The following is a 12,123-nucleotide window of genomic DNA, read 5'->3' as shown; positions in this document are numbered from 1 at the left end:
GCCGTCGGACCGACCCGCGCAGGAGGTGGGTCTGCCTCGCCTAGATCAGGCTTCCTGCTCCTTGAGCGCCTCGAACGCCTGGCCCCACCAGGCGCTGAGTTCGGCCGCCTCCTCGGGGCTGGGGTCTTCGTGTCTCATGGGCTCAGTCCTCGAGGGTGGTGTAGGTGACGGTGTATCCGTTCGAGCAGGGAGAGCTATGCGTGATCGATCCACCGGCGCGCCGAATGGTGAGAAGGAGTTTGTCCAGGTCGCTCTCGGCCACGGTCACCGTGTGCCAGGTCATGGGTGGCCACCCCGCAGAACCTGGACCAGGTCGCCCTTCATGACCTTGCCGCGCATCGGATGCTCGGCGCGGGTGCGGGTGACGTTGAACCAGCCGTCCCAGTACGCCGAGCCGGGGCCGGGGCAGCCCGGCCCGAGGTCGAGGCGGACGTAGCCGACTTCGCGGTCGTGGTCGATAACGCAGGCTCCGTCGGTGATGGTGGATCCGAAGGCGTCGCGGAGGTACCGGTGGTTCTGGGGGATCACTGCGGACATGAGGTCATCTCCTTTGGACTGGGTCACGATCTGACGAGGAACCGGTCGGCTTCGCAGCGCAGCGCAGCGGCCGCGGATCGATGTGCCTGGACGGATGGGGGATGGGGTGCCCAGTAGGGGACCGAGGCAGCCTCAGTGGCGGCGAGTTCGTCCTCCCGGGCAGCGAGGCGGAGGAGCTCGCGGCGGACAGCGGTAGCCAGGAGGTGAGGATCGGCGCTGGGGTCGGACAAGGTCATCACCTCATCGGGGGGGCGAACTGGTAGGTGCCCTGGACGGGCGACTCGTGTGACCCGCGGAGAGCGGTTTGCAGGGCCTTGCGGCCGAGCATGGGGCCGAGGTCGCGGACGCGTCTGGCCACCCAGGGCACACCGTCGACCGCGAGCGAGCGCAACTCACCGATGAGAGGGGTCGGGTCTCCGTCCAGTTCCAGGGCGGGTGGCCCGAAGGTCAGGCCGTACTGGTCGAGCAGGGCTGCGAACTCGTGTGCCAGGGCTCGGTGTCCGAGTTCGGAGGGGTGCAGTCGGTCGAGGGACCAGAACTCGCGGTCGTAGATGCCGGGGTGGTCGGCCAGGTCGACCTGCACGCCGCCGTAGCGGGTGTGGATCTCGTCGTAGATGGCGTTGAGGTCGTCGATGCGCCGCCGCATGGGCCGGGCCAGGAAGCCGGGGAGGCCGAAGACGCGGCTGTGGTCGTGGAAGCGCACTGTCAGCAGCAGCGCTCCCTGTTCGGCCAGGCGGTCGGCGGCGTACAGAAGGTCCGCCCGGACCGCGGCAGGGTCCCAGGCTGAGCGCATGGTGTCGTTGAGCCCGACGATCAGTGCCGCCAGTTGCGGCCGGTGGTCGAGGGCCTCGTCGAGCTGTTCGGCTCGCATCTGAGCGGCGGTGGCACCCGGTTGCGCGAGGTTCCAGAGGGAGAGGTGGTGGTCGCCGGCGATGGCCTTACCCAGCAGCCGAGCCCAGCCCCGGGGACGTTCACCGGCGCGGTCGCCCAGGCCGTAGGTCACCGAGTCGCCCACCGCGACGAAGCGCACGTACCTGCATCCGGTTTCCATGGCTCAGCACCTCCGCGGCCTGCTACTCGTCCGCGTTCGCGGCGTCGTCGCCGTGGCGGTCGGTGACCCACGAGCCGTTCGCTGCGGAGTGGACGTTGCCGCCCCAGTCGTGTGATCCCCACTCGATCATCGTGAACACTTCCCATTCATCTGAAGAACTTCTGCTGACCACTCCACAGTGGCCCTCGCAGATCCAATTCACAGCCGCAGAACTACTTAGGTACCCACGTAGATAGGGCCGCGAGAGCTGGGTCAGGGGTACCGAACACGCCGGCTGCGCCGCGTCGGGGAGGCGCCGTTCCGCAGGTCTACGGCAGCCGGATCGAGGTCACCACGGCAGAGGCCGGCGCGGAACTCCTCGCTGATTGTGGCCAGCATCGGAGTTTCGACGATTCCGGGTGTGATGGTGTTGACCCGGATGCCGTGCTGTGCGAGAGCGCGAGCCCTCTCCGATGACCAGGTCTCGCGTGACCTGCTCGACCAAGGCATCGCCCACGTGTTCCTGCTCCTGGGATGGGCCACTGAGTCTGCTCGATAGTCTGTGGTCATGGGTGTGAGTGCGGGGGAGCAGGCTGGCCTTCCCGAGGCGCTGGTGATCGAGCTGCGCCGCACTGCTGCCGAGCTGCTGGGGGACGTGACGGCCTACGCCGATGACATGCTCGGCTACATCCTCGAACGGATCCCCGAGGCCGGGGCGGATGACGATCTGCGCGGGCTGACGTTGGGGTCGTGCTCGTCGAACCTCGAGGCGGTGCTGTCGATGGTCCGGCACGGTATCGACGTGAGTGCGGCGACGGCGCCGGCCACCGCGCTCGAGCATGCGCGCGCCATGGCGGCTCGCGGCTACAGCGTCGATGTCATGTTGCGCTTCTATCGGATCGGTCACGCCTACTTCAGTGAGCGGCTGCTGTCCGGGATCACCGGTTTTGTGCCCGACCCGGCCCTCGCCCTGCCGGTGGTTGCCAACCTGCAGAGCTACGGGTTCGCGTACGTCGATCGCATCTCCAGCGAGGTCGCCATCGAGTACGTCGCCGAGCTGGATCGCATCCAGAATCGGGTCCGTGCGGCCCGGACCGATGCGGTCCGCGGGTGGATCGCCGGTGACCAGGTCGACCTCCGCCGCGCGGAGCGCACCCTGTCCCACCGGCTCACCGGATGGCAGACCGCCTTCGTCTGTTGGACCGATCGCGACGACGCGGACCTTGGACGTGTTGGTTCGACGATCGGTGCTCACTTCGGCGCCCTCCATCCGCTTCTCGTCCCGGACGGTGTCCAGGCGCTGTGGGGCTGGGTGTCCACCACCCACAGTCCCGACCTGACGCCGGAGGGCCTCGCGCCCTTGCTCGACCAGGTCCCAGCGATGGTCCGGATCTCGCTCGGCATGCCGGCGAGAGGGCCCGGTGGTTTCCGCAGCTCGCATGCCCAGGCGCAGCGCGGCCGTCGAATCGTCGAGCTCGCCGGGCCGGGAGCTCCGGTGACGTCGTACGCCGACATCGCGCTCGTGGACACGATGAGCGGCGACTTGGACCTTGCCCGTGCCTTCGTCGCGGCCGAACTCGGGGCACTGGCAGTCGTAGGGCGCCGGGAGGAGGAGGAACGACGGGCGCTGCTGGCAGTGCTCGACGCACAGGGTGGCCTGGCAGCCGCAGCCGAGGAGTTGGGGGTGCATCGCAACACCGTCTTGCAGCGCCTTCGCCGGGCAGAGGAGCGACGCGGCCGTCTCGCTACGGACCGTGTTGCCGAGCTGCATGCCGCACTGCGGCTGGTCCAGGTGCTCGGACCGGTGGTGCTCACCCCGGAATCAGATCGCCCCTGACCGAACCTGACCGACATGTGCTGCGCGCACACGGACATGGGCTGGGCACCCCTCGCGGAGGCCCACTCGCCGTTCGTATCTTCTGAGGCATGTCAGCCACCACCGAGCGGCCCGCGCCCGCAGCGTCGCGGCATGCACTTCCTGACCCGGGCGAGCAGGTCCCGACGATCTCGTGGCCCATCGTCGCCATCTTCTGCGGTGCCATCGCGGCCTTTTCGTTCTCCACGTGGGCGGCGCTGGCCGACAGGCTTCCTGCCCCGGCGACGATCCTGCTCAGCGCAACCGCGATCTTCGTGCTGTTCACCGTGCTGCACGACGCCGCGCACTACTCGATCAGCACCCACCGCTGGGTCAACGTGGCGTTCGGCCGGGTGGCGATGCTCTTCGTCTCGCCGCTGATCTCGTTCAAGTCGTTCGCGTTCATCCACATCGAGCACCACCGGAACACCAACGACGGCGACTTCGACCCCGACCACTTCGTCAGCGCTGCCCCGTGGTGGCAGCTTCCCCTCCGGGCTCCGTTCATGGATGTGCCGTACCTGTCCTTCCTGGTGCGCAACGTGAAGCGCCGTCCTCGGCCCGAGGTGCTGGAGACCGCCTTCCTGATGGGGACGACTGTCGCGGTGATCGTGGCGGCTGCGTTCGCCGGTCACCTGTGGACGCTGGCGGTGCTGTACCTGATCCCGGCGCGGGTCGCCATGTTCGTGCTGGCGTGGTGGTTCGACTGGTTGCCGCACCACGATCTGGAGGACACCCAGCAGGAGAACCGTTACCGCGCCACCCGCAACCGGGTCGGCTCCGAATGGATCCTCACGCCGCTGCTGCTCTCGCAGAACTACCACTTGGTTCACCACCTGCACCCCTCGATCCCCTTCCATCGGTACGTCGCCGCTTGGCGACGCAACGAGGAGGCCTACCTCGAACGTGATGCTGCGATCGGCACCGTCTTCGGCCAGCAGCTCGACACAGACGAGTACCGCGAGTGGAAGAGGCTGAACGGCAAGCTGGCTCGGCTCCTGCCCGTGCGGATGCCGAAGCGATCCTCAGTCCGTGCCGCGGTCTTCCACCCGGTCCCCGTCGCGAGTGCTGACCGGGTGACCGAGGACAGCGTGCTGATCCGCTTCGACGTGCCCGACCACCTGCGCGACCAGTTCGCGTTCGAGCCCGGTCAGCACGTCACAGTCCGCACCGACCTGGGCGGCGAGGGCGTACGACGCAACTACTCCCTCTGCACCTCGGCCACCTCCGGTGAGCTCGCGATCGCCGTCAAGCACATCCCTGGTGGGGCGTTCTCCACCTTCGCGATGGAACAACTCCGGGCCGGCGACACCCTCGAGGTGATGACCCCGACCGGTTCCTTCGGCACTCCGCTCGACCCACTCGCCACGAAGAACTACGTCGCCATCGTCGCCGGCAGCGGCATCACCCCGGTCCTCTCGATCCTTCAGACGACACTGGCCATCGAGACTGAGAGTCGGTTCACGCTGATCTACGGCAACCGGGATGCGGACAGCACGATGTTCCGCGAGGAGCTGGACGACCTGGAGGCGCGGTACGCCGACCGGTTCCGGATCATCCACGTGCGGTCCCGCGATCCGCACCACCCCGAGCATCTGCGGGGGCGCATCGACCGCCCGAAACTCGAGCAATGGATCGACTCCGACCTGGCCCCGGACTCGGTGGACGAATGGTTCCTGTGTGGGCCGGTCGAGATGGTGACCGACCTGCGCGACCTGCTCCTCGAGCGCGGCAGCGACCCGGACCGCGTCCATGTAGAGCTGTTCCACGGCTACCAGAAGCCCAAGGTCACCGACGGCTTCACCCCGGCGGAGGTCGCGGTCAGCTTGCGCGGCCGACAGCACGTGGTCCCGCTGGCAGCCGGTGACACCGTCCTCGAGTCCGCGCTGAAGGCCGGGCTAGAGGCGCCCTATGCCTGCCTGGGCGGAGCCTGTGGGACGTGCAAGGCGAAGGTGCTGTTGGGGTCGGTTGCGATGGAGCAGGACTTCGCGCTGTCTCAGGCCGACGTGGACGCTGGGTACGTGCTCACCTGCCAGTCGCATCCGACCACGCCGTCGGTTGCCGTCGACTACGACGTCTGAGTCGTGATGCGGACGCTGGAGGGCAAGGTCGCGATCGTGACCGGCGCATCCATGGGGATCGGTGCCGCGATCGCCGAGGAGCTCACACGCGAAGGAGCGCGGGTGGCGCTCGTGGCACGTGGCCGCGGGGCGCTGGAGGCCCAGGCAGCCAAGATCGGCGCATTGGCCCGTTCGTATCCGTGCGACATGAGCGACCCGGCGGCGATCGAGGACATGGTCGCCGACGTGGAGAGCGACCTCGGGCCGGTGGCCATCCTGGTCAACAACGTCGGCGCAGGAACGTTCAAGCCCCTCCCTCCGAGGTCAACACCGGCTACTTCGAGCGCAACGACGCCGACATGGGGTGGTATCCCCGGATGTCGACCTGGTTCCCCGTGCTCGAACCGGAGGCGGTGGCGCGTCGCACGGTTCAGGCGATCCGGAAGAACCATCGCGAGGTGATCTTCCCCTGGCAGTTGGCGCTGGTCACCTGGCTCCACCGGCGCTTCCCGGTCGCAGGGCTGGGTCTCCTCAAGGCGCTGGGACTGTTCCGTCCGCGCCTCACCCCGCCGTCGTAGCTGAATCGGCGGACGCGTCGGCCGCTTCCTCGGCCTGGTTCAGGCCGTTGGCATCCGCTCAACCGAACGACAGTCAGTGCACGCATGCTCACTGTAGTGAGCATCACGTCGAGCTCGCTTGGCGCCACGGGGTGGCATGCCCTACCTTAATCAGTGCACAGTTGTTCACTAAAGGAGTCGGGAATGTCGCTCATCGCTCAGAGGCTGACGTCGTCGTCGGTCGCTCGTCGCGTCCTGAACTCATCCCTCGCGGCTGCGATCACCACGCCGCACGGCGTCGACCGCTACGTCGAGATGATCGACCCGCTGTGGTCCAGCACCGAGATCCGCGCCGAGGTCACCGATGTCGAGCGCAAGACCGCCGACAGCGTCACCCTGACCCTGCGGCCCAACAACCTGTGGACCGGCTTCAAGGCCGGCCAGTTCGTCAAGCTCTCCGTCGAGATCGACGGCATCCGTCGTACCCGCTGCTACTCGCCGGCGAACTCGCAGTTCCGCCGCGACGGCCACCTCGAGCTGACCATCAAGGTCGACCCGGACGGCCTCGTCTCTCCGTGGCTGCTGGCCCACGCGAAGCCCGGCCTGATCGTCCAGATCTCCCAGGCGCAAGGCGAGTTCCACATCCCGTTGCCGCACCCGCGCAGCATCCTGCTGATCAGCGGCGGCTCCGGCATCACCCCGGTGATGTCCATGCTGCGCACGCTCACCGAGCGCGCCTACATCGGCAAGGTCACCTTCCTGCACTACGCGTTCACCGAGGACGACGTGATCTACCGCGAGGAGATCGCCGAGATCGAGGCGAAGTACGAGGGCGTCCGCATCGTGCGCGCCTACACCAACGCCGACAACGGTGACCTCCGGGGCTTCTTCAGCCGCGAGCACCTGGTCGCCGCGGACAAGCACTACGCCGAGGCGGAGACCTTCCTCTGTGGCCCGATGCCGCTGATGGACGGCGTCCGCGCGGTCTTCGAGGCCGAGGGCATCTCCGACCGCCTCCACCTGGAGCAGTTCGCGGCGCCCACACGCACCGTGCCGACCGACGACGCGACCGGCACGCTGTCGTTCGGCGCCTCTCAGATCGAGGTGGAGAACAGCGGCCAGACGATCCTCGAGCAGGCCGAAGCGGCAGGCCTCACGCCGGACTACGGCTGCCGGATCGGCATCTGCAACACCTGCGTCTTCAAGAAGGACGCCGGTACGACGCGCAACGTCCTGACCGGCGAGATCAACAGCGACGAAGACGTCAACATCAAGACCTGCATCTCGGCGCCCTGCGGCGACGTGTCCATCGCCCTCTGACCACCCGACCGACCTGACTCCGGGAGACCTCATGAGCACCACACTGGAAAGCCCCGCCACGACCGCCTCGAGCACGACGGCGAAGAAGCTCAGCCCGGCCCAGATCGAGGCCTTCGGCAAGGAGCTCGACGACCTGCGCGCACGCATCGTCGCGGACCTGGGCGAGAAGGACGCGGCGTACATCCGCGACATCGTCAGCAAGCAGAAGAAGCTCGAGGTCGCCGGTCGAGGCCTGTTGTGGGCCGGCTGGTTCCCGCCGGCCTGGATCGCCGGCGTCACCGCGCTCTCCCTGTCGAAGATCATCGACAACATGGAGATCGGCCACAACATCATGCACGGCCAGTACGACTTCATGAACGACCCGCAGTACACGTCGAAGAACTTCGACTGGGACAACACGATCCACGCCGACAGCTGGCTGTACACGCACAACTACGTGCACCACACCTTCACCAACATCATCGGCAAGGACCACGACGCCACCGGGTACGGCGTCATGCGCCTGGCCGAGGAGCAGCCGTGGCACCCGATCTGGCTGCTCAACCCGGTCTTCTGCGGCCTCCTGCAGACGTTCTTCCAGTGGGGCACCGCGATCCAGGAGCTCGAGTCGGAGAAGTTCTTCAAGCGCGAGAAGACCTGGGCCGAGATGAAGCCGGGCCTGCGTCGCTTCCGTGACAAGGCCGGCAAGCAGGCACTGAAGGACTACGTCCTCTTCCCGCTGCTCTCCGGTCCCGGTGCGCCGTTCACCTTCGCCGGCAACGCTGCCGCCAACCTGGTGCGCAACCTGTGGGCGTCGTCGGTCATCTGGTGTGGCCACTTCCCCGAAGAGGTCGAGACCTTCTCGATCGAGGAGACCGAGGACGAGAGCCACGCCGAGTGGTACTACCGCCAGATCCTCGGTTCGGCGAACTTCACCGGCTCGCACTGGGTCGATGTGCTCTCGGGCAACCTGAGCTACCAGATCGAGCACCACCTCTTCCCCGACATCCCGGCGTACCGGTACAAGGAGATCGCCGTCGAGGTCCGCGCGCTCTGCGAGAAGTACGACATCGCCTACCACGAGGACTCGATGGCCAAGCAGCTCGCGAGCGTCTGGAAGAAGGTCTTCAAGCTCTCGCTGCCGGACAGCTTCTACACGACGTCGAAGAAGGCCGGCCTTGCCGAGATCATCACCTTCCCGGTGCGCAGCATGAAGCTGAAGCAGCAGGCCGCCGCCTGATCGCGGGTTCCCTGGCGCTGGCCGGGGCCCGGGCAGTGGTCGTCAGACGACGGTGAACTCGATCCGGAGCAGCTGGTCTGCGGGAAGTTCGTCCTGATCAGCCGCAACGCCGCCGCCGCCGTGAGTCGCGGACGTTGGTCGCCCGGTCAGGCGGCGCCGGTCTCGATCGGCAGACCGGCCGCGCGCCACTCCAGAACCCCGTCGGCAGCCCGCCTGGCCCGGTGACCCTTGGCAGTGAGCAGCCGCACTGCGTCGTGGGCCAGCACGCAGTACTGGCCACGGCAGTAGGCCACGATCTCGCGATCCCGCGGCAGTTCGGAGAGCCGGTCGGCCAGTTCCTCCAGCGGGATGTGGACGGCGCCCGGCAGGTGACCGCCGGCGTACTCCGGTGGCGGGCGGACGTCGAGGACGACCACGTCACCCCTGCTCAGCCGGCGCAGCAACTCGGCGGTGTCGAGTGCCTCGGTGTCCTCCGGTCCCAGGTAGGCGCGGCGGGCGACCTCGGTGTGTGGTCGGTGCGCCTGGGCCACCCGTCGCAGGTGCGCCCACAACCCCGCCACATCGGCACCGGCGAGTGAGTAGATGACCCGTTTGCCCTGGCGGCGGGTCTCCACCAGGCCCGCCTCGCGCAGCGTCTGCAGGTGCGCCGAACAGGTGCTCATCCCCAGGTCGGTGGCGGCGGCGAGCTCCTCCACGCTCCGTGGGCCCTGGGCCAGCAGGTCGAGGATCTCGAGCCGTTTCGGGTGGCCGAGGACCTTGCCGACCGCAGCGAACTCGGCGTACAAGGCCTCCTTGGCAGCGCGCTCACCCATCCGTGACCTCCCCCTCCTGCTCCCGACCCCTCGTCGGCCGAGCATGCGTCTCGTACATCCGGACGGCGACCACGAGCGCCGAGGCGACACTGACCGCTGCTGCCACCCATACTGCGGTGCGCAGACTCCACAGGTCGGCCACCACGCCACCCATGAGGGCGCCCACCGCATAGCCGAGGTCGCGCCAGACCCGGTAGATGCCCACTGCCCGGCCACGCCACGCCGGATGGGCCACGTCCCCGATCACGGCGAGCAGCGTCGGGTAGACCATCGCGGTCCCGGCACCCAGCAGCAGGGCGCCTGCCGCCCAGAGACCGAACGAGCCGGCGGTCGCGATCACGACCAGGGCCGTCGCCTGAGTGAACATCCCGACAGTGATCAGGTGCTTGCGTCCCCACCGGTCCGACAGGGCGCCGGTGAACAGTTGGCCGATGCCCCACATGCCGGGGTAGAGCGCGAACAGCACCCCGATCTGGCCCACCGGGAGTCCCGAGCTCGCGAACAACAGCGGGAACAGACCCCACGACAGCCCGAAGTTCAGGTTGTTGACCAGCCCGGCCTGACTGGCCGAGGACAGCGCCGGCTCGCGGAAGCTCGCCTGCGCGAACACCTCACGGTTGCTGAGATCGCCGTGCAGGTGGTCGTGCTTGCCGTCGGCCCGCGCCACGTGGCCGGCAGCATCGACCCTGGCGTGGTCCCGGGTCTCCCTGACCGCCAGTGTCGAGAGGCCGAGCGCGAGGGCGGTGTAGGAGAGGCCGAGCAGGAACGGCGCCGGCCGCAGGCCGTACTCGGCGGCCAGGTAGCCGGCTGCCATGGAGGTGAGCGCGACCGCGCCGTACCCGGCCGCCTCGTTCAGGCCCATCGCGAGTCCACGTTGCTTCGGTCCGACCAGGTCGATCTTCATGATCACCGTGGTCGACCAGGTCAGCCCCTGGTTGATGCCCAGCAACACGTTGGCCGCTACCACCCACCCCCAGTGGGGTGCCCAGATCAGCATCAACGGCACCGGCACCGCGAACAGCCATCCGGCGATCAGCACCGGTTTGCGGCCGTACCGGTCCGACCAGGTGCCGGCGACGTAGTTCGCGGCCGCCTTGGTGACACCGAAGGCGACCACGTAGGTGAAGATGAACGTGTAGCCGGTGAGCCCGAACTCGTCCTCGGCGAGCAGCGGCAGCACCGTCTGCTGTTGACCGACCATGCCACCGACCAGGGCGTTGATGGCCACCAGGATCGTGAACTGCGCCGCGTTGGCGCGCAGCCCCAGGGTGACCGGCCGACGGCCGGTCCCCCCGGCAGCACGGATCCGGGTCACGTGCCCGTCTCCAGGGCGTCGCCGGTCGCGTCCGCCCAGTCCTGCGGCCCGCCGGCCAGGACCGAGATGTCGCGGCGTCCTGCCCGCGCGAGCAGGCTCGCCGCTCCCATGGCGCGCTCGGCGTGGCCGCACATCAGGACCGTCGGTCCCGCTGGGAGCTCAGACGCCTGCGCGTCGATGGCGCCCAACTCGAGGTGCCGCGCCCCGGGGAGGTGTCCGGCCTCGAACTCGTGGCGCTGGCGCACGTCGAGCACCGCAGTGCCTCCCACCTCGCTGGCCGAGACCACCGGGATCGCGGTCGTCGGCTCACCCGAGGCATGCCAGGAGTCGATGCCCCCGTGGAGCTCCCCGGCGATCCGGTCGTAGCCGATCTTGCGGGCCTGCCAGAGGATCTCGTCCGGGTCCTGGTCGGCGTTGCGCACGACGACGATCGGGGTGTCGGCCTCCACGAGCCATCCCAGCCAGGTGGCGAACACGGGACGCAACGGGATCGACACCGACCCCGGCAGGTGGCCGGCCCCGAAGTCGACCACGGGCCGGACGTCGACCACCGCCGCGCCGGATGCCTGCAGGCGCGCGACCTCGGCTGCGGTGAGCCCGGACAGTACGCCGTCCTCGGCAGTGAGGGCGGGCCCGCGGCGGTTCACTTCGCCGAGGCGGAGGAAGTACGGCGGGAAGGTGCCCAGCGAGCCGAGCAGTTGGGCGACGAAGGCGTCCTCGTTCGGGGACCGCAGCAGCGAGTTCGTGGCGCGTTCGGTGCCGATCGTCGAGGTCCGCTCGGCGCCGGGCGGTGCGGAGCAGAACGAACCAGCGCCGTGGGTGGGCCATACCGCGACGTCGTCGTCGAGCCTCGCCAGGCGCTGGAGCGATCGGTACTGAGCCCGGGCCAGCGCCTCGGTCCGCTCCGGGGCGACCAGGTCGGTGCGGGCGGCCGAGCCGACGATCAGGGAGCCCCCGGTGAACACCCCCAGCGTGGCGGCGCCGTCGAGCAGCTCGAAGGCGAGGTGCTCATGGGTGTGCCCGGGTGTCTCCAGGGCCCGCAGCCGCAGACCTCCCAGGTCCACCTCATCGCCGTCGGCCAGTGCCGCATGCCGATACTCCCGGTGGCCCTTCGCCGAAGCCAGCACCTGCGCCCCCTCCGACGCAGCCAACTGCACCGCGCCGGTCAGGAAGTCGGCATGTAGGTGTGTGTCGGCCGCATAGGCGATCCTCAGCCCACGCCGCTGGGCGAGCTCGCGGACCTGGCGCAGGTCACGGCTGACATCGACCGCCAGCGCCCGCCCGTCATCCAGGTCCAGCAGGTACGCCGAGTTGCCCAACCCCTCGTCCACCAAGGGGATGACCGTGATGTCACCCATAGGCCAACAGTACTTCAATCCATGGAATTATGGAATGAGTGTGGAGGGGGAGGGAGGGGG

General features: G+C 68.5%; 12 protein-coding genes. 6 read left to right on the top strand and 6 right to left on the bottom strand.

Translation table 11 applies throughout. From position 1 onward, the window contains the following. Positions 1-279: 279 nt before the first annotated feature. The 3 genes from JKG67_RS08170 to JKG67_RS19200 all read right to left on the bottom strand — a co-directional run bounded on the left by JKG67_RS08170 (position 280) and on the right by JKG67_RS19200 (position 2,077). Positions 280-537 (bottom strand): hypothetical protein, encoded by a 258-nt coding sequence (locus JKG67_RS08170; protein WP_203336795.1) that lies wholly within the window; start codon positions 535-537, stop codon positions 280-282. Positions 538-772: 235 nt separating this feature from the next. Continuing rightward, positions 773-1,588 (bottom strand): SGNH/GDSL hydrolase family protein, encoded by an 816-nt coding sequence (locus tag JKG67_RS08165; protein WP_203336794.1) that lies wholly within the window; start codon positions 1,586-1,588, stop codon positions 773-775. A 252-nt stretch (positions 1,589-1,840) separates the two neighbouring features. After that, positions 1,841-2,077 (bottom strand): SDR family oxidoreductase, encoded by a 237-nt coding sequence (locus tag JKG67_RS19200; protein ID WP_203336793.1) that lies wholly within the window; start codon positions 2,075-2,077, stop codon positions 1,841-1,843. 58 nt (positions 2,078-2,135) lie between these two features. On the opposite strand from JKG67_RS19200, the gene JKG67_RS08155 reads away from it, so the two are divergent. The 6 genes from JKG67_RS08155 (at position 2,136) to JKG67_RS08130 (ending at position 8,578) form a co-directional block, all read left to right on the top strand. Next, positions 2,136-3,404, top strand: coding sequence for a PucR family transcriptional regulator (locus JKG67_RS08155; RefSeq protein ID WP_203336792.1), 1,269 nt, complete (start codon positions 2,136-2,138; stop codon positions 3,402-3,404). Positions 3,405-3,493: 89 nt separating this feature from the next. Further along, positions 3,494-5,503, top strand: a complete 2,010-nt coding sequence (locus JKG67_RS08150) for a fatty acid desaturase (protein ID WP_203336791.1) — start codon at positions 3,494-3,496, stop codon at positions 5,501-5,503. A gap of 6 nt (positions 5,504-5,509) precedes the next feature. Beyond that, positions 5,510-5,944: an SDR family NAD(P)-dependent oxidoreductase gene (locus JKG67_RS19195; protein WP_203336790.1), complete on the top strand. Its 435-nt coding sequence runs from the start codon at positions 5,510-5,512 to the stop codon at positions 5,942-5,944. Further along, positions 5,860-6,060 carry a hypothetical protein gene (locus JKG67_RS08140; protein WP_203337075.1) on the top strand — a complete coding sequence of 67 codons (201 nt, stop codon included), beginning with the start codon at positions 5,860-5,862 and terminating at the stop codon, positions 6,058-6,060. The genes JKG67_RS19195 and JKG67_RS08140 overlap by 85 nt, the downstream gene beginning before the upstream one ends. A 183-nt stretch (positions 6,061-6,243) precedes the next feature. Beyond that, the gene (locus JKG67_RS08135) at positions 6,244-7,359 is read left to right on the top strand and encodes a ferredoxin reductase (RefSeq protein WP_203336789.1); all 1,116 of its coding nucleotides are present in this window, start codon (positions 6,244-6,246) and stop codon (positions 7,357-7,359) included. A gap of 31 nt (positions 7,360-7,390) precedes the next feature. Then, positions 7,391-8,578: a fatty acid desaturase family protein gene (locus JKG67_RS08130; RefSeq protein ID WP_203336788.1), complete on the top strand. Its 1,188-nt coding sequence runs from the start codon at positions 7,391-7,393 to the stop codon at positions 8,576-8,578. Positions 8,579-8,724: 146 nt separating this feature from the next. On the opposite strand, the gene JKG67_RS08125 is transcribed toward JKG67_RS08130, so the two are convergent. Genes JKG67_RS08125 through JKG67_RS08115 form a run of 3 tightly spaced genes read right to left on the bottom strand, consistent with a single transcriptional unit; the run spans position 8,725 to position 12,063 of the window. Further along, on the bottom strand, positions 8,725-9,390 hold the full coding sequence (locus JKG67_RS08125; RefSeq protein WP_203336787.1) for an ArsR/SmtB family transcription factor: 666 nt from the start codon (positions 9,388-9,390) through the stop codon (positions 8,725-8,727). Then, positions 9,383-10,705, bottom strand: coding sequence for an MFS transporter (locus JKG67_RS08120; protein ID WP_307816476.1), 1,323 nt, complete (start codon positions 10,703-10,705; stop codon positions 9,383-9,385). The genes JKG67_RS08125 and JKG67_RS08120 overlap by 8 nt, the downstream gene beginning before the upstream one ends. After that, a complete protein-coding gene (locus JKG67_RS08115) occupies positions 10,702-12,063 on the bottom strand; it encodes an MBL fold metallo-hydrolase (RefSeq protein ID WP_203336786.1) in 1,362 nt (453 codons plus the stop codon). The genes JKG67_RS08120 and JKG67_RS08115 overlap by 4 nt, the downstream gene beginning before the upstream one ends. Positions 12,064-12,123: the final 60 nt, after the last annotated feature.

Source organism: Nocardioides limicola (assembly GCF_016827675.1).
Lineage (GTDB): Bacteria > Actinomycetota > Actinomycetes > Propionibacteriales > Nocardioidaceae > Nocardioides > Nocardioides limicola.
This window is presented reverse-complemented; position numbering and strand designations above follow the sequence as displayed.